The sequence below is a fragment of the Microbulbifer sp. MCCC 1A16149 genome, assembly GCF_050368945.1.
Lineage (GTDB): Bacteria > Pseudomonadota > Gammaproteobacteria > Pseudomonadales > Cellvibrionaceae > Microbulbifer.
The window spans coordinates 562,391-584,008 of record NZ_CP185959.1 but is presented as its reverse complement, the minus strand read 5'-3'; the positions used below and the strand labels follow the sequence as shown (position 1 = coordinate 584,008).

Annotated in this window: 24 protein-coding genes; 1 reads left to right on the top strand and 23 read right to left on the bottom strand. The window is 56.4% G+C overall.

The window, feature by feature from the left end; all coding sequences use genetic code 11:
* Positions 1-7: 7 nt before the first annotated feature.
* From rplF to rpsJ, 17 genes are all read right to left on the bottom strand, one after another.
* A complete protein-coding gene (gene rplF / locus ACONT6_RS02465) occupies positions 8-541 on the bottom strand; it encodes a 50S ribosomal protein L6 (protein ID WP_181254162.1) in 534 nt (177 codons plus the stop codon).
* A gap of 12 nt (positions 542-553) precedes the next feature.
* Positions 554-946 (bottom strand): 30S ribosomal protein S8, encoded by a 393-nt coding sequence (gene rpsH, locus ACONT6_RS02460; RefSeq protein ID WP_078084429.1) that lies wholly within the window; start codon positions 944-946, stop codon positions 554-556.
* Positions 947-973: 27 nt separating this feature from the next.
* Positions 974-1,279: a 30S ribosomal protein S14 gene (gene rpsN, locus ACONT6_RS02455; protein WP_161859413.1), complete on the bottom strand. Its 306-nt coding sequence runs from the start codon at positions 1,277-1,279 to the stop codon at positions 974-976.
* A gap of 9 nt (positions 1,280-1,288) precedes the next feature.
* Positions 1,289-1,828, bottom strand: coding sequence for a 50S ribosomal protein L5 (gene rplE / locus ACONT6_RS02450; RefSeq protein ID WP_181254163.1), 540 nt, complete (start codon positions 1,826-1,828; stop codon positions 1,289-1,291).
* A gap of 14 nt (positions 1,829-1,842) precedes the next feature.
* Positions 1,843-2,160, bottom strand: a complete 318-nt coding sequence (gene rplX / locus ACONT6_RS02445; protein ID WP_010133836.1) for a 50S ribosomal protein L24 — start codon at positions 2,158-2,160, stop codon at positions 1,843-1,845.
* A gap of 20 nt (positions 2,161-2,180) precedes the next feature.
* Positions 2,181-2,549, bottom strand: a complete 369-nt coding sequence (gene rplN / locus ACONT6_RS02440) for a 50S ribosomal protein L14 (protein ID WP_078084425.1) — start codon at positions 2,547-2,549, stop codon at positions 2,181-2,183.
* Between the two features lie 34 nt (positions 2,550-2,583).
* A complete protein-coding gene (gene rpsQ, locus ACONT6_RS02435) occupies positions 2,584-2,847 on the bottom strand; it encodes a 30S ribosomal protein S17 (protein ID WP_181254164.1) in 264 nt (87 codons plus the stop codon).
* A gap of 2 nt (positions 2,848-2,849) precedes the next feature.
* Positions 2,850-3,041 carry a 50S ribosomal protein L29 gene (rpmC, locus tag ACONT6_RS02430; protein WP_043320803.1) on the bottom strand — a complete coding sequence of 64 codons (192 nt, stop codon included), beginning with the start codon at positions 3,039-3,041 and terminating at the stop codon, positions 2,850-2,852.
* Complete coding sequence (gene rplP, locus ACONT6_RS02425; protein ID WP_066967193.1) at positions 3,041-3,454, bottom strand: 50S ribosomal protein L16; 414 nt, start codon at positions 3,452-3,454, stop codon at positions 3,041-3,043. The genes rpmC and rplP overlap by 1 nt, the downstream gene beginning before the upstream one ends.
* Before the next feature lie 11 nt (positions 3,455-3,465).
* The gene (rpsC, locus tag ACONT6_RS02420; RefSeq protein ID WP_078084423.1) at positions 3,466-4,146 is read right to left on the bottom strand and encodes a 30S ribosomal protein S3; all 681 of its coding nucleotides are present in this window, start codon (positions 4,144-4,146) and stop codon (positions 3,466-3,468) included.
* A 19-nt stretch (positions 4,147-4,165) separates the two neighbouring features.
* Positions 4,166-4,498 carry a 50S ribosomal protein L22 gene (gene rplV, locus ACONT6_RS02415; protein ID WP_043320801.1) on the bottom strand — a complete coding sequence of 111 codons (333 nt, stop codon included), beginning with the start codon at positions 4,496-4,498 and terminating at the stop codon, positions 4,166-4,168.
* Positions 4,499-4,513: 15 nt separating this feature from the next.
* Positions 4,514-4,792: a 30S ribosomal protein S19 gene (rpsS, locus tag ACONT6_RS02410; protein ID WP_078084421.1), complete on the bottom strand. Its 279-nt coding sequence runs from the start codon at positions 4,790-4,792 to the stop codon at positions 4,514-4,516.
* A gap of 39 nt (positions 4,793-4,831) precedes the next feature.
* On the bottom strand, positions 4,832-5,656 hold the full coding sequence (gene rplB, locus ACONT6_RS02405) for a 50S ribosomal protein L2 (protein WP_078084420.1): 825 nt from the start codon (positions 5,654-5,656) through the stop codon (positions 4,832-4,834).
* A 14-nt stretch (positions 5,657-5,670) separates the two neighbouring features.
* The gene (gene rplW / locus ACONT6_RS02400; RefSeq protein WP_078084419.1) at positions 5,671-5,967 is read right to left on the bottom strand and encodes a 50S ribosomal protein L23; all 297 of its coding nucleotides are present in this window, start codon (positions 5,965-5,967) and stop codon (positions 5,671-5,673) included.
* The gene (gene rplD, locus ACONT6_RS02395) at positions 5,964-6,578 is read right to left on the bottom strand and encodes a 50S ribosomal protein L4 (protein ID WP_181254165.1); all 615 of its coding nucleotides are present in this window, start codon (positions 6,576-6,578) and stop codon (positions 5,964-5,966) included. The genes rplW and rplD overlap by 4 nt, the downstream gene beginning before the upstream one ends.
* An 18-nt stretch (positions 6,579-6,596) precedes the next feature.
* Positions 6,597-7,232 (bottom strand): 50S ribosomal protein L3, encoded by a 636-nt coding sequence (gene rplC / locus ACONT6_RS02390; protein ID WP_078084417.1) that lies wholly within the window; start codon positions 7,230-7,232, stop codon positions 6,597-6,599.
* A 110-nt stretch (positions 7,233-7,342) separates the two neighbouring features.
* Positions 7,343-7,654, bottom strand: coding sequence for a 30S ribosomal protein S10 (rpsJ, locus tag ACONT6_RS02385; protein ID WP_066967210.1), 312 nt, complete (start codon positions 7,652-7,654; stop codon positions 7,343-7,345).
* Positions 7,655-7,858: 204 nt separating this feature from the next.
* Here rpsJ and ACONT6_RS02380 point away from each other — a divergent pair, with 204 nt between their 5' ends.
* Entirely contained in the window at positions 7,859-8,335 is a 477-nt protein-coding gene (locus ACONT6_RS02380; protein ID WP_428820272.1) for an aminoacyl-tRNA deacylase, read from the top strand.
* Between the two features lie 83 nt (positions 8,336-8,418).
* Here ACONT6_RS02380 and tuf read toward each other — a convergent pair whose 3' ends face one another.
* The 6 genes from tuf to rpoB all read right to left on the bottom strand — a co-directional run bounded on the left by tuf (position 8,419) and on the right by rpoB (position 21,556).
* The gene (tuf, locus tag ACONT6_RS02375; protein ID WP_181254167.1) at positions 8,419-9,642 is read right to left on the bottom strand and encodes an elongation factor Tu; all 1,224 of its coding nucleotides are present in this window, start codon (positions 9,640-9,642) and stop codon (positions 8,419-8,421) included.
* A 34-nt stretch (positions 9,643-9,676) separates the two neighbouring features.
* Positions 9,677-11,785: an elongation factor G gene (fusA, locus tag ACONT6_RS02370; protein ID WP_428820271.1), complete on the bottom strand. Its 2,109-nt coding sequence runs from the start codon at positions 11,783-11,785 to the stop codon at positions 9,677-9,679.
* A gap of 119 nt (positions 11,786-11,904) precedes the next feature.
* Complete coding sequence (rpsG, locus tag ACONT6_RS02365; protein ID WP_066967219.1) at positions 11,905-12,375, bottom strand: 30S ribosomal protein S7; 471 nt, start codon at positions 12,373-12,375, stop codon at positions 11,905-11,907.
* Between the two features lie 127 nt (positions 12,376-12,502).
* A complete protein-coding gene (gene rpsL / locus ACONT6_RS02360; RefSeq protein WP_067150990.1) occupies positions 12,503-12,877 on the bottom strand; it encodes a 30S ribosomal protein S12 in 375 nt (124 codons plus the stop codon).
* A gap of 261 nt (positions 12,878-13,138) precedes the next feature.
* Positions 13,139-17,368, bottom strand: coding sequence for a DNA-directed RNA polymerase subunit beta' (gene rpoC, locus ACONT6_RS02355; RefSeq protein WP_428820270.1), 4,230 nt, complete (start codon positions 17,366-17,368; stop codon positions 13,139-13,141).
* 114 nt (positions 17,369-17,482) lie between these two features.
* Positions 17,483-21,556 (bottom strand): DNA-directed RNA polymerase subunit beta, encoded by a 4,074-nt coding sequence (gene rpoB, locus ACONT6_RS02350; protein ID WP_428820269.1) that lies wholly within the window; start codon positions 21,554-21,556, stop codon positions 17,483-17,485.
* Positions 21,557-21,618: the final 62 nt, after the last annotated feature.

Here is a 21,618-nt window from a genome sequence, read left to right as displayed (position 1 = left end):
CTATGCCTTACTTCTTCTTGGCCTCTTTGCGATACACGCGCTCATCGGCGTAGCGGACACCCTTACCTTTGTAGGGCTCCGGCGGACGGAATGCGCGGATCTCTGCGGCCACTTGACCCAACAGCTGCTTGTCGCTGCTCTTCAGTACGATTTCAGTCTGGCTCGGAGTCTCTGCGGTTACGCCTTCCGGAAGTGCGTAATCGATCGGGTGAGAGAAACCGAGAGTCAGGTTAACGGTCTTACCAGATGCTTTCGCACGGTAACCAACACCGTTCAGCTGCAGCTTCTTTTCGAAGCCCTGACTGACACCGACCACCATATTGTTAACCAGCGCACGGGTGGTACCCGCCAGTGCACGCGCCTGCTTGGAGCCATTGCGCGCGGCGAATTTCAGCTGGTTTTCTTCTTGCTTAACTTCCACATCAGAGTGGACGTTGAAGTTCAGATTGCCGTTACCACCTTTTACAGCGATATCCTGACCTTTCAGGTCAACGGAAACGCCAGCGGGGATCTGAACTGGATCATTTGCTACTCGAGACATTTCAACCCCCGCTTAGAATACGGTGCAGAGCACTTCGCCACCGACGCCAGCCTGACGGGCTGCACGATCAGTCATCACACCTTGAGAGGTGGAAACGATCGCGATACCCAGGCCACCGCGTACGGAAGGCAGCGCTTTTTTACCGGCGTAGTTACGCAGGCCCGGACGGGAAACCCGATCCAGCTCAGCGATAACCGGCTTGCCCTGAAAGTATTTCAGTTCGATGGTCAGTTCAGGCTTGGCGCCTTCGCTGACGGCTACACCAGTAACGTAACCTTCGTCTTTCAGAACGTTGGCTACAGCTACTTTCAGTTTTGATGAAGGCATGGAAACACTGCCCTTTCCGCGGCCCAGGGCGTTGCGGATGCGGGTCAGCATATCTGCCAACGGATCTTGCATACTCATTACTTAAGACTCCTCAAGTCTGCCGTATTACCAGCTGGACTTAACCAGGCCGGGGACATCACCACGCATGGCTGCTTCACGCAGTTTGTTACGGCACAGGCCGAACTTGCGGTAGACAGCGTGGGGGCGACCAGTGATACGGCAGCGGCGCTGCTGACGTACCGGGCTTGCATCGCGCGGCAGTTGTTGCAGCTTGAGCTGAGCCTCCCAACGCTCCTCTTCAGAAGCGTCGGCACTGGCGATGATCGCCTTCAGCTCTTGACGCTTTTCAGCGTACTTAGCTGCGGTTCGAGCGCGCTTGTTCTCACGCGCAATCATGGATTTCTTCGCCATGGAATCCTCTTAACCCTTAAACGGGAAGTTGAATGCTTTCAGCAGTGCACGACCTTGGTCGTCGTTAGCTGCTGTAGTAGTGATACAAATATCCAGACCGCGGATCTTGTCTACTTTGTCGTAGTCAATTTCCGGGAAGATAATTTGTTCGGTTACACCCATTGAGAAGTTACCACGACCGTCGAACTGCTTCGGGCTAATGCCACGGAAGTCGCGGATACGCGGAATCGCGATACCGATCAGGCGCTCCAGGAACTCATACATGCGCTCACCGCGCAGAGTTACCTTACAGCCAATCGGCCAGCCATCACGGATTTTGAAGCCCGCGATAGACTTACGCGCGTTGGTCACAATGGGTTTTTGACCAGTGATTGCAGTCATGTCATTGACTGCGTGTTCCAGTACCTTCTTATCACCAATGGCTTCACCGACACCCATGTTGACGGTGATTTTGGTGATGCGCGGCACGGACATTACGTTCTCAAGTCCCAGCTCTTCTTTCAGCTTGGACGCGAGTTCTTTGGTATAGAGCTCTTTAAGCCTTGCCATGTTTTCCACCTGACTTATGCGTCAACGGCTTCGCCGCTGGATTTGAAGACGCGAATCTTAGTGCCGTCTTCCAGTACTTTGAAGCCTACCCGGTCAGCTTTCTGGGTATTCGGGTTGAAGATGGCTACGTTGGAAACCTGGATAGCGGCTTCTTTCTCAACAATGCCACCAGCAACACCCAGCTGGGGGTTCGGTTTCTGGTGCTTTTTGATCATCTGTACACCGGATACGATCAGGCGACCGTCGTTAAGCACCTTACGTACGGTGCCACGCTTGCCTTTGTCGCGACCGGCGATAACGATGACTTCGTCGTCACGCTTGATCTTGCGCATTACTATTCTCCGCTCGTGGCTTAGATAACTTCGGGAGCCAGTGAGATGATCTTCATGAACTTCTCACCGCGCAGCTCGCGAGTTACCGGGCCAAAAATACGGGTGCCGACCGGCGCATGTTGCTGGTTCAGCAGTACCGCTGCGTTATCGTCAAATTTGATCAGGGAGCCGTCCGGGCGACGCACACCTTTTTTGGTGCGAACCACAACCGCGTTCATCACCTGACCTTTTTTCACTTTACCGCGAGGAATTGCTTCCTTAACGGTTACTTTGATGATGTCGCCAACGCCAGCGTAGCGACGGTGGGAGCCGCCCAGCACCTTGATGCACATGACACGGCGAGCCCCACTGTTATCGGCTACTTCTAAGTAGGATTCCGCTTGAATCATCGTTCCTCTCCGAAACTCTTCAATGCGCTAGGGGTTAAACCTTCGCCGCACGCTCTACAATTTTCTGCAAGGACCAGGATTTGCTCTTGGACAGCGGACGAGATTCTTCAATGGTCACAACATCACCGATGCCGCATTCATTGTTTTCGTCGTGTGCTTTGAGCTTGGTGGACTTGCTCACGATTTTGCCGTAGATCGGGTGCTTAACACGGCGCTCGATCAAAACGGTGACGGTTTTATCCATCTTGTCACTCACAACCTTGCCGGTCAGAGTACGCTTCAGTTTTGCTTCAGCCATGATTAATTACCTGCTTTCTCGGTCAACACAGTCTTAATGCGAGCAATGTCGCGACGAGTCTGCTTCAGCAGATGGGTCTGAGTCAGCTGACCGGTGGACTTCTGCATACGCAGCTTGAACTGTGCTTCAAGCTGGCTCAGGAGTTCCTGGTTCAGTTCTTCAACAGACTTTGAGCGTAGATCTGCAGTCTTCATTACATCACCGAACGCTTAACGAAAGTTGTCTTTACAGGCAGCTTGGCTGCCGCGAGCTCAAATGCTTCGCGAGCCAGTTCTTCGGATACGCCTTCCATTTCATAGAGGACTTTACCCGGCTGAATCTGAGCCACCCAGTATTCTACGTTACCCTTACCTTTACCCATACGAACTTCGAGGGGCTTACTGGAAATGGGCTTGTCCGGAAACACACGAATCCAGATCTTACCGCCACGTTTAACGTGACGAGTCATTGCGCGACGAGCCGCTTCGATCTGACGCGCAGTAATGCGTCCACGACCGATGGCCTTGAGGCCGAACTCGCCAAAGCTCACTTTAGAGCCGCGCTGAGAAAGACCGCGGTTGCGACCCTTCTGTACCTTGCGGAATTTTGTACGCTTTGGTTGTAGCATCTGCGCACCCCTTATTTAGCAGCTTTTTTGCGAGTCTTCGCTGGCTTTTCTTCGGGGATTTCGTCACCGATGACTTCGCCTTTGAAGATCCAAACTTTCACACCGATGATGCCGTAGGTAGTACTGGCTTCATAAGTGCCGTAGTCGATGTTGGCACGCAGAGTGTGCAGCGGCACGCGGCCTTCACGGTACCATTCAGTACGCGCGATCTCAGCACCGCCGAGACGACCGCCCACTTGAATCTTGATACCTTCAGCGCCCTGGCGCATTGCGTTCTGTACGGCACGCTTCATAGCGCGACGGAACATAACGCGACGCTCCAACTGCTGAGCAACGTTCTGGGCTACCAGAGTGGCATCCAGATCAGGCTTACGAACTTCTTCGATGTCGATGTGCACGGGCACACCCATCTGGGAAGTCAGCTCGTTGCGCAGACGCTCTACGTCTTCACCTTTTTTACCGATCACGATGCCCGGACGCGCAGTGTGAATGGTCACACGAGCGGTGTTGGCCGGACGTTCGATCTCGATGCGGCTCACGGAAGCGTGGGCCAGTTTTTTGCGAATGTATTCGCGAACTTTCAGATCCGTGTACAGCTTGTCTGCGTACTCGTCACTGCCGGCATACCAAACGGAGGTATGCTTTTTAACGATACCCAGACGAATGCCGGTAGGATGTACTTTTTGTCCCATGGTTTTCTCGCCTGCTCTCTTATTTCTCGGCTACTTTCACAGTAATGTGACAAGTACGCTTCAGAATACGATCAGCACGACCTTTCGCACGCGGTTTAATGCGCTTCATGGTCATACCCTCATCCACGAAAATAGTGGAAACCTTCAGTTCGTCGACATCGGCACCTTCGTTGTGCTCGGCGTTGGCGATTGCGGATTCCAGAACCTTCTTGACGATCGCAGCACCCTTCTTGTGGCTGAAAGCCAGGATATCCAGGGCTTCCTCGACACCTTTGCCGCGAATCTGATCAGCTACCAGACGCGCCTTTTGTGCCGACAGACGAGCACCGCGTAATTTTGCTTGTACTTCCATCTCTATAACCTCGGCTTAGCGCTTCTTCGCTTTCTTATCCGCAGCGTGGCCACGGTAAGTGCGGGTAGCCGCGAATTCGCCCAGCTTGTGACCAACCATTTCTTCGTTGATCAGAACGGGCACGTGTTGACGACCGTTATGAACGGCAATCGTCAGGCCCACCATTTCCGGCATAACCATGGAACGGCGGGACCAGGTTTTAATCGGTCGACGATCATTTTTCTCAATCGCCGCCTCCACCTTCTTGATCAAATGCAGATCAATAAAGGGACCTTTCTTTAATGAGCGTGGCACTGTCGATTCCTCTCTAGCAGCTCAGACATCGCGCGCGGCTTACTTGCCGCGACGACGTACAATCATGTTGTCGGTGCGCTTGTTCTTACGCGTTTTCTTACCCTTGGTCGGAACACCCCAAGGCGTCACAGGGTGACGACCACCAGAGGTACGACCTTCACCACCACCGTGCGGGTGGTCTACCGGGTTCATCGCCACACCGCGAACGGTAGGACGAACACCGCGCCAGCGTTTGGCACCTGCTTTACCCAGCTTGCGCAGGCTGTGCTCGGAGTTGCTCACTTCACCCAGGGTGGCGCGGCACTCGGACAGAACCCGACGCATTTCGCCAGAACGCAGACGGATAGTCGCGTACTGACCTTCACGGGCAACCAGCTGTACAGAGGCACCGGCAGAGCGGGCCAGCTGAGCACCTTTACCAGGCTTCAGCTCGATGGCGTGAATCACGGAACCAACCGGGATGTTGCGCAGCGGCAAAGTGTTACCCACTTTGATCGGCGCAGCGTCGCCGGACTGGACCTTGTCACCAGCTTTCAAGTGCTTCGGTGCAAGAATGTAACGGCGCTCACCGTCGGCGTAGCAAACCAGAGCGATATGCGCGCTGCGGTTCGGATCGTATTCCAGGCGCTCAACGGTGGCCGGAATGCCATCTTTGTTACGCTTGAAATCCACTACACGGTAGTGATGCTTGTGACCACCACCAATATGACGGGTAGTGATGCGACCGTTGTTGTTACGACCACCGGACTTGGACTTCTTCTCCAGCAGCGGCGCGTAAGGTGCACCCTTGTGCAGGTCGGAATTAACAACCTTTACCAGGTGACGACGGCCAGCAGAGGTCGGTTTTGTCTTTACAATTGCCATTGTAACTTTCCCCTTTACTCAGCAGCTTCAAAGTTGATGTCGCTGCCTTCGGCCAGGCGAACGTAGGCTTTTTTCCAGTCGTTACGCTGGCCCATGCCGTAGCGAGTACGCTTGGTTTTGCCTTTTACGTTCACGGTGCGAACCTGCTCAACAGAAACATTGAACAGCTTCTCTACCGCGGCCTTGATCTCGGCTTTGGACGCGTCGGTGGTGACCTTGAATACTACCTGGTTGGCGGCATCCGCCAGCACAGCAGCTTTCTCGGAAATTACCGGACCCAGCAGTACTTTGTAGATTCGCTCTTGGTTCATCCCAGCACCTCATCAATTTTCTTCAGTGCAGAAACGGTAACCACGACCTTGTCAAAGCGAATCAGGCTTACCGGATCGATACCCTGGACATCGCGAACATCGATCTTGTGCAGGTTGCGCGCGGCCAGGTAGAGGTTTTCATTAACCTCTTCGGTCACGATCAGCGCCTCTGCCAGATCGTACTGGGCAAGCTTGGTTACCAGCTGCTTGGTTTTCGGCGCTTCCACGTCGAAAGACTCAACAACAACCAGACGCTCCTGACGAGCCAGCTCAGAGAGAATGCAGCGCAGTGCAGCGCGGTACATTTTCTTGTTCAGCTTGACGCTGTGATCGCGCGGTTCAGCGGCGAAAGTTACGCCACCGGAGCGCCACAGCGGGCTGCGGATAGTACCGGCGCGAGCGCGGCCAGTACCTTTCTGGCGCCAAGGCTTCTTGCCGCCACCGGAAACCGCAGAGCGGTTCTTCTGGGCCTTGGTGCCCTGGCGCGCGCCAGCCATGTAGGCGACGACGGCCTGGTGTACCAGGTCCTGGTTGAATTCACGACCGAAAGCCACTTCAGAGACAGCTACAGTGCCTTTGGCGCCTTCGGGAGTAGCGATATTCAGTTCCATATCTAATTACCCTCAGACTTAGGCTTTCACAGCCGGACGAACGATCACGTTGCCACCCGGAGCTCCGGGAACAGCGCCTTTTACCAGCAGCAGGTTGCGCTCGGCATCCACACGAACCACTTCCAGGTTTTGCGTGGTAACACGCTCAGCACCCATGTGACCGGCCATCTTCTTGCCTTTCCACACACGACCAGGGGTCTGGCACTGACCGATAGAACCGGGTGCGCGGTGAGACAGGGAGTTACCGTGGGTAGCGTCTTGCATGCGGAAGTTCCAGCGCTTAATACCGCCCTGAAATCCTTTACCTTTGGAAGTGCCGGTTACGTCAATCTTCTGACCAGCTTCGAAGCTAGCAACAGTGATTTCAGAACCGATTTCGAAGGACTCTTCAGAACCGTCAGTACGCAGTTCGAAAAGAGCAGAGCCAGCCTCTGTGTTGGCTTTGGCGAAGTGGCCCGCTTGGGGCTTGGAGACACGGGAAGCCTTACGAGCACCCACAGTTACCTGTACTGCGGAATAGCCGTCAGTTTCCTGAGTTTTCACCTGAGTGACGCGATTGGGAGCTACCTCGATAACAGTTACCGGGATAGACGCGCCATCTTCAGTGAAGATGCGAGTCATGCCGCTCTTGCGGCCGACAATACCTATAGTCATCTTTTCAACCTCTCAGTGCACGGGGCTTTAACCCACTGCGGCCGCCCAATTTCAGAGCGTTACACTACCCGAACCTTTTTCGTTCGGGATTCGGTAGTTAATTTGAAGTGTTAGCCGAGACTAATCTGAACCTCAACACCTGCCGCCAGATCGAGCTTCATCAGCGCGTCAACGGTTTTCTCGGTGGGCTCAACAATGTCCAGCAAACGCTTGTGAGTACGGATTTCGTACTGGTCGCGCGCGTCTTTGTTGACGTGCGGAGAGATCAGCACGGTGTACTTCTCTTTACGAGTCGGCAGCGGAATGGGACCGCGTACCTGAGCGCCAGTGCGCTTGGCCGTCTCGACGATTTCCTGAGTAGACGTATCGATCAGCTTGTGGTCGAAAGCCTTCAGGCGAATTCGGATGCGTTGACCCTGCATGGAATCAAACTCCAGTTGTAAATCTAAAGAACGTCCTTTTACGCAACCCCGAGGGCGGGCGAAAAGGAGCGCGAAGTCTACGGGTGATTTTTTGGCCTGTCAACTCCACAGTGAAAACAAAGTTTGCAGGGGCACACCAAATAGCGCCGGCGCGAAACTAAACTGAGGTATAAGCCGAAAAGCGCCATACAGGAGGGGCAAATCATGACTATTGCCACCACCGTCAGTCAGTACCTGACTGACCACTCAGTTCAGTATCGGGTTATCCCCCACGAACACAGCGCCACCAACCGGGAGAGCGCACACAAAGCCAATGTTCGCGAAGACCGGGTCGCCAAGGCCATCATGCTCAAGGATGAACGCGGGATGGTGATGACCATCATCCCGGCGAGCAGCAGCCTTGACATGCGCGCCGTACACGAGGAAACCGGCCGCAATCACCTGGAAATGATGGATGAGAGCGAATTCCAGCAACACTTTTCTGACTGCGAGGTCGGCGCCCTGCCCCCGCTGGGTCCAGCGTACGGCATTACCACCCTGGTGGACAGCGGCCTGGACGACCGGGACACCCTCTACCTCGAGTCCGGGGACCACGAGTCACTGATCGCAATGGATGGTCGTGACTTCGACCAGCTCATGTCAGGCAGCAGACACTGCAACCTGACCCGAGACTGGATTTAAAGTCACCGGCCGTACGGGCGACCATAAAAAAAGCCGCAGCGTTTCCACTGCGGCTTTTTCGTGCTTAAAACCAGGACTAAATATTAGTCGAGGATTTTAGCTACAACGCCAGCACCAACGGTACGGCCACCTTCGCGGATTGCGAAGCGCAGGCCTTCTTCCATGGCGATCGGGGCAATCAGCTCAACTTTCATCTGAATGTTGTCGCCCGGCATTACCATTTCGGTGCCTTCCGGCAGCTCAACCGCACCAGTTACGTCGGTGGTACGGAAGTAGAACTGCGGACGGTAGCCTTTGAAGAACGGGGTGTGACGACCACCTTCGTCCTTGGACAGGATGTACACCTCACCTTCGAACTTGGTGTGCGGGGTGATGGAACCCGGCTTCGCCAGGACCTGACCACGCTCAACTTCGTCACGCTTGGTGCCACGCAGCAGTGCGCCGATGTTCTCACCAGCACGACCTTCGTCGAGCAGCTTGCGGAACATTTCAACACCGGTACAGGTGGTTTTGGTGGTCTCTTTGATACCAACGATTTCGATTTCGTCGCCGGTATTGATGATGCCACGCTCAACACGACCAGTTACCACGGTACCACGGCCAGAGATGGAGAATACGTCTTCGATCGGCATCAGGAACGGCATGTCTACTGCACGCTCCGGCTCCGGGATGTACTCGTCCAGGGTTTCTACCAGCTTCTTAACAGCGGTAGTACCCAGCTCGTCACCGTCTTCACCGTTCAGCGCCATCAGGGCGGAACCAGCGATGATCGGAGTGTCGTCGCCCGGGAATTCGTACTGGTCCAGCAGCTCACGCAGCTCCATTTCAACCAGTTCCATCATCTCGGCGTATTCTTCAGAACCAACACCGCCACAGTCTTCTGCCAGCAGGTCAGCCTTGTTCAGGAATACAACGATGTAAGGTACACCTACCTGACGAGACAGCAGGATGTGCTCGCGAGTCTGCGGCATAGGGCCGTCAGTCGCACCACATACCAGGATAGCGCCGTCCATCTGAGCAGCACCGGTGATCATGTTTTTAACGTAGTCGGCGTGGCCCGGGCAGTCTACGTGCGCGTAGTGACGGGTCGGGGACTCGTATTCAACGTGAGAGGTGGCGATGGTGATACCGCGCTCACGCTCTTCCGGTGCGTTGTCGATACCGTCGAAGGCAACGGCTGCGCCGCCCCATACTTCCGCACATACGCGAGTCAGTGCAGCGGTCAGGGTGGTTTTACCGTGGTCAACGTGACCGATGGTGCCCACGTTTACGTGGGGCTTGGAACGTTCAAACTTTTCTTTTCCCATTTTCAATGTCCTCTAGCTAAAAGAAGTTAGGAAATTAGCCTTTGTTTTTCGCAATGATTTCGTCAGCGACGTTTTTCGGCGCTTCAGCGTACTTCAGGAATTCCATGGTGTAGGTCGCACGGCCCTGGGTAGCAGAACGCAGGTCAGTGGCGTAACCGAACATTTCGGCCAGCGGCACTTCCGCGTTAACAACCTTACCGGAGGCACTGTCGTCCATACCTTGGATCAGACCACGACGACGGTTGAGGTCACCCACAACGTCACCCATGTTCTCTTCCGGGGTAACCACTTCCACTTTCATCATAGGCTCAAGCAGAACCGCGCCGCCAACGTCAGCCAGCTTCTTGGTTGCCATGGAGCCTGCGATCTTGAACGCCATTTCGTTGGAGTCCACATCGTGGAAAGAGCCGTCGTACAGGGTAGCCTTCAGGCCCAGCAGCGGGTAGCCAGCCAGAACACCGTTCTGCATTTGCTCTTCGATACCCTTCTGCACCGCCGGAATGTATTCCTTCGGTACCACACCACCAACGATGGCGTTTTCGAATTCCAGGCCTTCCTGGGACTCGTCTTCAGCCGGCTCGAACTTCACCCATACGTGACCGTACTGACCGCGACCACCGGACTGACGAACGAACTTGCCTTCGATCTCAGAGGTGTTACGGATAGTCTCACGATAGGCCACCTGCGGCTTACCGATGTTGGCCTCAACGTTGAACTCACGACGCATGCGGTCAACGATGATGTCCAGGTGCAGCTCACCCATACCGGAGATGATGGTCTGGCCAGTCTCTTCGTCGGTCTTAACGCGGAAAGAGGGGTCTTCCTGAGCCAGCTTGCCCAGCGCGATACCCATTTTTTCCTGATCCGGCTTGGACTTCGGCTCTACTGCTACGGAGATTACCGGCTCCGGGAACTCCATACGCTCAAGAACGATCTTGGCGTCTTCGGCACACAGAGTGTCACCAGTGGTCACATCTTTCAGGCCGATAGCCGCAGCGATGTCACCCGCCAGCACTTCTTTGATTTCTTTACGGTCGTTGGAGTGCATCTGCACCATACGGCCAACGCGCTCTTTCTTCTGCTTCACGGAGTTGTATACCGCGGTGCCGCTTTCCAGCTTACCGGAGTAAACACGGAAGAAAGTCAGAGTACCAACGAAGGGGTCGGTAGCGATTTTGAATGCCAGTGCAGCGAAGGGCGCATCGTCGTCGGCCGGACGAGTCTCAACGGTCTCATTAGCGTCCAGCAGAGTACCTTCGATTTCACGCACCTGGTTCGGCGCAGGCAGGTATTCGATAACCGCGTCCAGCATGGCCTGTACGCCCTTGTTCTTGAACGCAGAGCCGCCCAGAACCGGTACGATTTCATTGGCCAGGGTGCGCTGACGGATAGCTGACTTGATTTCTTCCTCGGACAGCTCACCTTCTTCCAGGTATTTTTCCATCAGCTCTTCGGTCGCTTCCGCCGCTGCTTCCATCAGGAACTCGCGCATTTCTTCGCACTCGTCCTGCATGTCAGCCGGGATATCGGCGTAGTCGAAGGTCATACCCATGTCGTCTTCGTTCCACAGGATGGCCTTCATCTTGACCAGGTCGACCACACCCTTGAACTCGTCTTCAGAGCCAATGGTCATCTGCAGCGGAACAGCGTTCGCGTTCAGACGGGTCTTCAGCTGACCAACAACCTTGCGGAAGTCTGCACCGGCGCGGTCCATCTTGTTGACGAATACCATACGCGGTACTTCGTACTTGTTGGCCTGACGCCATACAGTTTCGGTCTGCGGCTGCACACCGGAAGAACCACACAGCACAACAACAGCGCCGTCCAGTACACGCAGGGAACGCTCCACCTCAATGGTGAAGTCAACGTGTCCGGGGGTGTCGATAATGTTTACGCGGTGCTGCGGAAACTGCTGCTGCATACCAGCCCAGAAACAGGTGGTCGCTGCGGAGGTGATGGTGATACCACGCTCCTGCTCCTGCTCCATCCAGTCCATGGTTGCGGCACCCTCGTGCACCTCACCAATTTTGTGGGACAGACCGGTGTAGAACAGTACGCGCTCGGTAGTCGTGGTTTTACCGGCGTCTACGTGGGCGCAGATACCGATATTGCGATAGCGTTCGATAGGCGTTTTACGTGCCACAGTTGTATCCTCGATATAACGGCAAAAGGCAGCTGGGCGCGAGTTAAAAAACTGGCCCTGCTGCCTTTCGGTTTTAATTTCCGATGTGGGTATTCATCAGACTTAGAAGCGCCTCTATCTTAGAAACGATAGTGGGAGAACGCTTTGTTGGCTTCCGCCATACGATGCACGTCTTCACGCTTCTTGACCGCGCCGCCCTTGTTCTGGGAAGCATCGATCATTTCATTGGCCAGACGCTGGGCCATGGACTTCTCACCGCGCTTACGGGAGAAATCTACCAGCCAGCGCATTGCCAGCGCGGTACGACGTGCGGGACGCACTTCTACCGGCACCTGGTAGGTAGCACCACCAACACGACGGGACTTAACTTCCACCATCGGGGCGATGTTTTCCAGGGACTCTTCAAAAACCTCAATAGGATCTTTGTTCAGCTTTTCTGAAACCAGATCCAGTGCACCGTAAACGATGCTCTCTGCCACAGACTTCTTACCAGAGATCATGACATGGTTCATGAACTTGGCCAGAGTCACGTTCCCGAACTTGGGATCGGGCAGCACTTCGCGCTTGGCGACTACTCGTCTTCTTGGCATGGGATTGCCTCTCTTCAGGGTTACTCTGAGATGCCGCCGTACTAACTACAAATAGTAACTACAAATCGGCGAGCTCAGCCTTACTCCGGTTATTCGTTAAACCGAAACGCAAATTGACCTAGGGGAATTAACCCTTAGGACGCTTGGCACCGTACTTGGAACGGCCCTGCTTGCGATCGTTCACGCCGGCACAGTCAAGTGCACCGCGTACAGTGTGGTAGCGCACACCCGGCAGGTCTTTTACACGACCGCCGCGAATCAGCACCACGCTGTGTTCCTGCAGGTTGTGGCCTTCACCGCCGATGTACGAAGTTACTTCGTAACCGTTGGTCAGGCGCACACGACAAACTTTACGCAGTGCGGAGTTCGGCTTCTTCGGTGTAGTGGTATACACACGAGTACAAACTCCACGGCGCTGCGGGCTAGCTTGCAGTGCAGGCACGTCGCTTTTTTCAACTTTGCGTTTTCTCGGCTTACGAACCAACTGGTTGATCGTTGCCATTAAAAATCACTCCAAAATAAAACGCCCCCACCTTTACAGCAGCGGGGGCCTATCGTCAGTGCGCGACTTCCGCACGGTCCATGGACCGATTGGCAATCGCACCCCATTAGCGGGGGCCGCATTCTATAAGCGCGGCAACCCCGAGTCAATCACCTACCGAAGTAAATACTTACCCCAGCGGGCAATTGCGAGCCGGAACTGACCGGTAATGCCTGCTCCGCAAGCAAGAACTGCCGGTCAGACTACTCCGTTCCGTCGACCTTATTCCCCGGAAGATTTCAGGGCTTCGGTCAGTGCAGCTTCCACCTCTTCTGCAGAAGGACCTTCGGCATAGCCCTGGGTCAACTGCTGGGTGCGTCTGCGCTTGCGCTCTGCGTGGTAGGCGAGGCCGGTACCGGCCGGGATCAGACGACCCACTACCACGTTTTCCTTCAGGCCGCGCAGGCTGTCTTCCTTGCCGGTTACTGCCGCTTCGGTCAGTACACGGGTGGTCTCCTGGAAGGAGGCCGCAGACAGGAAGGACTCGGTCGCCAGAGACGCTTTGGTGATACCCAGCAGCAGGCGCTCGAACTGCGCAGGCTGCTTGCCTTCGGCACGCAGACGCTCGTTCTCTTCAACAACGCGCTGGTATTCCACCTGGTCGCCCTTGATGAACTCAGAGTCACCCATCTCGAGGATCTCAACTTTACGCAGCATCTGACGCACGATGGTCTCGATGTGCTTGTCGTTGATGCCTACACCCTGGAGGCGGTAAACCTCCTGGATCTCGTTGGTGATGTAGCGCGCCAGCTCCTCCACGCCCTTGAGGCGCAGGATGTCGTGTGGGTTGGACGGGCCATCGGAGATAACCTCACCCTTCTCTACGGTTTCACCTTCGAACACGGTCAGCTGGCGGTGTTTCGGAATCAGTACTTCGTAATGATCCTTACCATTGGCCAGCGGCTTGCCGTCTTTCGGAGTGATCTGCAGACGCACCTTGCCTTTGGTCTCTTTACCGAAGGAAACGGTACCGGAGATCTCCGCCAGGATGGACGGCTCTTTCGGCTTACGCGCTTCAAACAGGTCGGCAACACGCGGCAGACCACCGGTGATGTCCTTGGTACCGCCGGATTCCTGCGGAATACGTGCGACGATATCACCCACGTTTACCTTGTCGCTGTCCTTCAGGCTCAGGATCGCGCGCGGCGGCAGTGCGTAGTGCGCCGGTGCGTTGGAGTTGGCCAGGGTCAGCTCCTCACCGTTCTCGTCCACCAGGGTTACCGCCGGACGCAGGTCTTTACCTGCCGCCGGACGCTCTGCCGGGTCGATGACCTCGATAGAGGACAGACCGGTAATCTCGTCGGTCTGCTTGCGGATAGACAGGCCGTCTTCCATACCGGACAGTTTCACCCAACCGGCAACTTCGGTAATGATCGGGTGGGTGTGCGGGTCCCACTTGGCCACAATCTGGCCACCGTCAATACTCGAACCTTCGTCGACGCTGATCACAGCACCGTAAGGTAGCTTGTAACGCTCGCGTTCACGACCGGCGGGGTCCGCTACTGCCAGCTCACCGGAGCGCGAAACCGCTACCAGGTTGCCGCTTTCGGTTTTAACCGTCTTCACATTGTGCAGACGCACGGTACCAGGCTGTTTCACCTGAATGCTGTCTGCAGCAGAGGCACGGCTCGCCGCACCACCGATGTGGAAGGTACGCATGGTCAGCTGGGTACCCGGCTCACCGATGGACTGGGCAGCCACAACACCCACGGACTCACCCGGGTTGGCGCGGTGGCCACGGGCCAGGTCACGGCCATAGCACTGGGCGCAGATGCCGTGGGCGGTTTCACAGGAAATCGCGGAACGCACGATTACCTCGTCGATACCCATACCTTCGATGCGCTCGACCCAGGCCTCGTCAATCATGGTGCCAGCGGGAACCGCGATCTCTTCGCTGCCCGGCTTGGTCACGTCGCGCGCGACTACACGGCCGAGGATACGGTCACCCAGGGACTCGATGACGTCACCGCCTTCGATCACCGGCGCCATGGTCAGGCCGTCGTCGGTGCCACAGTCGATCTCGGTAATTACCACGTCCTGCGCCACGTCTACCAGACGACGGGTCAGGTAACCGGAGTTCGCAGTTTTCAGTGCGGTATCCGCCAGACCTTTACGAGCACCGTGGGTCGAGATGAAGTACTGCAGTACGCTCAGACCTTCACGGAAGTTCGCAGTAATGGCGTTTTCGATAATGGAGCCATCCGGACGCGCCATCAGACCACGCATACCTGCCAGCTGACGAATCTGCGCCTCGGAACCACGAGCGCCGGAGTCCGCGTACATGTATACGGAGTTGAAGGAGTCCTGCTCGGTCTCTTTACCTTCGCGATCGATGACCGGCTCTTTCTTGATACCGGCCATCATCGCCTGGGTCACCTTGTCGTTGGTGCGGGACCAAACGTCGATGACCTTGTTGTATTTCTCACCCGCGGTAACCAGACCGGATGCGAACTGGGTTTCGATCTCTTTCACTTCCTCTTCCGCGGAAGCGATCAGGTCAGCCTTGGCCGCCGGGATCTCGAAGTCGTTCACACCGATGGAGGAACCGGACTTGGTGGAGAAGTCGAAACCGGTATACATCAGCTGGTCAGCAAAGATGACGGTCGCCTTCAGGCCCACTTTACGGTAGCACTCGTTCAGAACGCGGGAGATCGCCTTCTTCTTCATCGGCTGGTTGACGTATTCGAACGGCAGGCCTTCCGGCACGATGTTCCACAGCAGCGCACGACCGACAGTGGTGTCGTAAATAGTGCGGGTAACCTGCTTCTCACCGTCTTCGCCGATGGAGGTCTCGTCGATACGTACCTTGATCTTCGCCTGCAGGCCTACCTGCTTGGCGTAGAACGCGCGGCTAACTTCCTTGATATCGGAGAAGGACATGCCCTCACCTTTATCGTTCACGCGCTCACGGGTCATCCAGTACAGACCCAGTACAACGTCCTGGGACGGTACGATGATCGGCTCACCGTTGGCGGGCGACAGGATGTTGTTGGTAGACATCATCAGCGCGCGGGATTCCAGCTGCGCTTCGATGGTCAGCGGTACGTGTACCGCCATCTGGTCACCGTCGAAGTCGGCGTTGTACGCCGCACAAACCAGCGGGTGCAGCTGAATCGCTTTACCTTCAATCAGTACCGGCTCGAACGCCTGGATACCCAAACGGTGCAGGGTTGGTGCACGGTTCAGCAGTACCGGGTGCTCGCGGATCACCTCATCGAGGATATCCCACACCACCGCTTCTTCGCGCTCGACCATTTTCTTGGCCGCCTTGATGGTGGTGGCCAGGCCGCGGGTTTCCAGCTTGCCGAAAATGAACGGCTTGAACAGCTCGAGGGCCATTTTCTTTGGCAGACCACACTGGTGCAGGCGCAGGGTCGGACCAACCACGATCACGGAACGACCGGAGTAGTCCACACGCTTACCCAGCAGGTTCTGACGGAAACGACCCTGCTTACCCTTGATCATGTCGGCCAGGGACTTCAGCGGGCGCTTGTTGGAACCGGTGATGGCGCGGCCGCGACGGCCGTTGTCCAGCAGGGCGTCAACAGATTCCTGCAGCATGCGCTTTTCGTTGCGCACGATGATGTCCGGCGCGTTCAGCTCAAGCAGGCGCTTCAGACGGTTGTTACGGTTGATCACCCGGCGGTACAGATCATTCAGGTCGGAGGTCGCGAAGCGGCCACCGTCCAGGGGTACCAGCGGACGCAGATCCGGCGGCAGAACCGGCAGAGCCTGCATGATCATCCACTCCGGCTTGTTGCCGGACTTGTAGAAGGCTTCCAGCAGCTTCAGACGCTTGGACAGCTTCTTGATCTTGGTCTCGGAGTTGGTCGCCGGGATCTCTTCGCGCAGACGCTGGATCTCGGACGGCAGCTCGATGTCGTTCATCAGCTCCTGGATGGCTTCCGCACCCATCTTGGCTTCGAACTCGTCGGCGAACTCTTCCATTGCTTCGAAGTACTGCTCGTCGTTCAGCAGCTGGCCGCGCTCCAGGGTAGTCATACCCGGATCGGTAACCACGTAGGATTCGAAGTACAGCACGCGCTCGATATCGCGCAGGGTCATATCCAGCAGCAGGCCGATACGGGACGGCAGGGACTTCAGGAACCAGATGTGCGCAACCGGGCTCGCCAGCTCGATGTGGCCCATGCGCTCACGACGCACCTTGGCCTTGGTCACTTCTACACCGCACTTTTCACAGATGATGCCGCGGTGCTTCATGCGCTTGTACTTGCCGCACAGACACTCGTAGTCTTTTACCGGGCCAAAGATCTTGGCACAGAACAGACCTTCACGCTCCGGCTTGAAGGTACGGTAGTTAATGGTCTCCGGCTTTTTCACTTCGCCGTAGGACCAGGAACGGATCATTTCTGGCGAAGCCAGACCGATACGGATCGCGTCAAATTCTTCCAGCTGCTCCTGGGCTTTCACCAGGTTTAACAAATCTTTCAAGGCCTTTCCTCCACTAGGGGGTAGTCAACCCGGCCAACTGCTTCTGGGGCCGGGAGCGCCGGCGGTGTTTTACAACCGCCGGCCTCTGTCTACTAAATCCGATTGTTACCAGTCTTATTCGTTTTCCAGCTCGAAGTTCATACCCAGCGAGCGGATTTCCTTGACCAGTACGTTGAAGGATTCGGGCATGCCCGGCTCCATGCGGTGGTCGCCATCCACGATGTTCTTGTACATCTTGGTACGACCTTCAACGTCATCGGATTTGACCGTGAGCATTTCCTGCAGGGTGTAAGCGGCACCGTATGCTTCCAGTGCCCACACTTCCATCTCACCGAAACGCTGACCACCGAACTGCGCCTTACCACCCAGCGGCTGCTGGGTAACCAGGCTGTAGGAACCGGTAGAACGCGCGTGCATCTTGTCGTCTACCAGGTGGTTCAGCTTCAGCATGTACATGTAGCCCACAGTAACCGGACGCTCAAAGGCGTCACCGGTACGGCCGTCGTACAGCGTGATCTGGCCGGAATCCGGGATGTCCGCGAGACGCAGCAGCTTCTTGATCTCGGGCTCTTCGGCACCGTCGAACACCGGAGTCGCCATGGGTACACCGCGACGCAGGTTTTCGGACATCGCCATCACTTCCTGGTCAGACAGCTCGTCCAGCTCTTCCTTGTTGCCGCCGGTGGAGTTGTAGACCTCTTCCAGGAACCCGCGAACTTTCGCCGCTTCCTGCTTCTCCTTGATCATGCGATCAATCTTCACACCGAGGCCCTTGGCGGCCATACCCAGGTGCATTTCCAGAACCTGACCCACGTTCATACGGGACGGTACACCCAGCGGGTTAAGAACCACGTCTACCGGCTCACCGTTCTCGTCGTACGGCATGTCTTCCACAGGCTTGATCACGGAGATCACACCTTTGTTACCGTGACGACCGGCCATCTTGTCACCAGGCTGGATGCGACGCTTGATCGCCAGGTATACCTTGACAATCTTCAGCACGCCCGGCGCCAGATCGTCGCCAGATTCCAGCTTTTTCTTCTTGTCTTCGAACTGTTCGTCGAGCAGTTTGCGACGCTCTTTCAGCTGGGCTTCGGCTTTTTCCAGCTGCTCGTTCAGGCTCTCTTCGGCCATGCGCAGCTTGAACCAGTCTTCGCGCGGCAGGCCGGCCAGGACTTCAGCGTTCAGCTCGTCGCCTTTCTTCACGCCCTTGCCGCCGGCGACCTTCTGGCCGTCCAGTGCCGCCGCCAGACGCTCAAAGGTTGCGCCTTCTACGATGCGGTATTCCTCGTTGAGGTCCTTGCGGACTTCGTCGAGCTGGGCTTTTTCGATTGCCAGGGAGCGCTGGTCTTTCTGCAGACCGTCGCGGGTGAACACCTGCACGTCGATCACGGTACCGCGGGTGCCAGACGGCGCACGCAGGGAAGTGTCTTTAACGTCAGACGCCTTCTCACCGAAGATCGCACGCAGCAGCTTCTCTTCCGGGGTCAGCTGGGCTTCGCCTTTCGGCGTTACCTTGCCAACCAGGATATCGCCGGCGCCCACTTCCGCACCGATGTACACGATGCCGGACTCATCCAGCTTGTTCAGCGCAGACTCGCCCACGTTGGGGATATCCGCGGTGATTTCCTCACTGCCCAGCTTGGTGTCACGGGCAATACAGGTCAGTTCCTGGATGTGGATGGTGGTGAAGCGATCTTCCTGAACCACGCGCTCGGATACGAGGATGGAGTCCTCGAAGTTGTAGCCGTTCCAGGGCATGAACGCGATGCGCATGTTCTGGCCCAGTGCCAGCTCACCCAGGTCGACGGACGGGCCGTCGGCGAGGATGTCGCCACGCGCTACCACGTCACCGGTCTTAACGATCGGACGCTGGTTAATACAGGTATTCTGGTTGGAGCGGGTGTACTTGGTCAGACCGTACAGATCCACACCCGCATCACCGGCTTCCACCTCTTCGTCGCGTACGCGTACAACCACACGGCTGGCGTCGACACGCTCGATCACACCACCGCGCTTGGCCACGATACATACGCCGGAGTCGCGCGCTACGGTGCGCTCCATGCCGGTACCTACCAGCGGCTTTTCAGCGCGCAGGGTCGGAACCGCCTGACGCTGCATGTTCGAACCCATCAATGCGCGGTTGGCGTCATCGTGTTCGAGGAACGGAATCATCGCCGCAGCAACGGATACCACCTGACGGGCGGACACGTCCATGTACTGGATTTCGTCCGGAGTCTTCAGGGTAAACTCGTACTGGTAACGCACGCTGACCAGGTCATCGGTAAAGCGGCCGTTTTCGTCCACAGCTGCTGACGCCTGTGCAACCACGAAGTTGGCTTCGTTGATCGCAGACAGGTATTCGATTTGGTCGGTCACCTGGCCGTTGACAACCTTACGGTACGGGCTCTCGAGGAAACCGTAGTGGTTGGCACGGGCATAGGTGGCCAGAGAGTTGATCAGACCGATGTTCGGACCTTCCGGCGTCTCAATCGGACATACACGACCATAGTGGGTCGGGTGTACGTCGCGCACCTCAAAGCCGGCGCGCTCGCGGGTCAGACCGCCCGGGCCCAATGCAGATACACGGCGCTTGTGGGTAACTTCCGACAGCGGGTTGTTCTGGTCCATAAACTGGGACAGCTGGGAGGAGCCGAAGAACTCCTTGACCGCAGCGGCCACCGGCTTGGCGTTGATCAGATCCTGCGGCATCAGGCCTTCGGATTCCGCCATGGACAGGCGCTCTTTCACCGCACGCTCTACACGCACCAGGCCCACACGGAACTGGTTTTCGGCCATTTCGCCCACGGAACGCACACGACGGTTACCCAGGTGGTCGATGTCGTCCACCATGCCGCGGCCGTTGCGGATCTCGATCAGGGTCTTGAGCACGTCGACGATGTCTTCTTTGCTCAGGGTGCCCTGACCGGTCTCATCTTCACGACCCAGGCGACGGTTGAACTTCATGCGACCAACAGCGGACAGGTCGTAACGCTCGTCGGAGAAGAACAGATTCTCGAACAGGGATTCCGCAGACTCCTTGGTGGGCGGCTCGCCCGGGCGCATCATGCGGTAGATCTCGACCAGTGCTTCCAGCTGGGTGCGAGACGGATCCGCACGCAGGGTATCGGAAACAAACGGACCGCAATCCAGGTCGTTGGTGTACAGGGTCTCGAAATTCTTGACGTTCAGGATGCGCAGCTTGGCAACCACTTCGTCGGTGATCTCGGTATTACATTCCACCGCCACTTCACCGGTGGAATCATCGATGATGTCGTTCGCCAGAACGCGACCGTTCAGGTAGGTCAGCGGAGCTTCAAGCTTCTCTACACCGGCCTTTTCCAGCTGGCGGATATGACGCGGGGTAATACGGCGACCTTCCTCAACAATTACCTTGCCGCTGCCGTCCTTGATATCGAAGGAAGCAACATCACCGCGCAGGCGCGATGGGATCAGGTCGAGGCTGACAGTGTCGTCATTCAGGGTGAACTTGCTGGTGTCGAAGAACATTTCCAGCATTTCCTGGGAGGCGAAACCCAGGGCGCGCAGCAGAATGGTCGCCGGCAGTTTGCGGCGACGGTCGATACGCACGTATACGAGGTCTTTCGGGTCGAACTCGAAGTCGAGCCAGGAACCGCGGTAAGGAATCACCCGCGCGGCGTACAGCAGTTTGCCGGAAGAGTGAGTCTTGCCTTTGTCGTGATCGAAGAATACACCCGGGGAGCGGTGCAGCTGGGATACGATTACACGTTCGGTACCATTAATAACAAAGGTACCGTTTTCAGTCATGAGCGGAATTTCGCCCATGTAGACTTCCTGCTCCTTGATGTCCTTGATGGACTTATTCGCAGATTCTTTATCGTAAATAATCAGGCGAACGCGAACCCGCAGCGGGCAGGCATAAGTTACGCCGCGCAGGGTACATTCCTTGACATCGAAGGCAGGTTTGCCGAGGGTGTAGCTAACGTACTCCAGTGCGGCGTTGCCAGAGTAACTGACAATTGGAAATACAGACTTGAACGCCGCCTGCAAGCCCATGTCCAGGCGCTCATCCGGGCGCGTGTCGGCCTGAGTAAATTTGCGATACGAGTCCAACTGTATCGCAAGCAGGAAAGGCACATCCATGACCTTAGGCAGCTTGCCAAAATCCTTGCGGATACGTTTTTTCTCAGTGTATGAGTAAGCCATTCATATTCCCCAGCTTGATCGGTGACAAGACTTCATCAGAACTGCGGTCAGTTATCTGACGA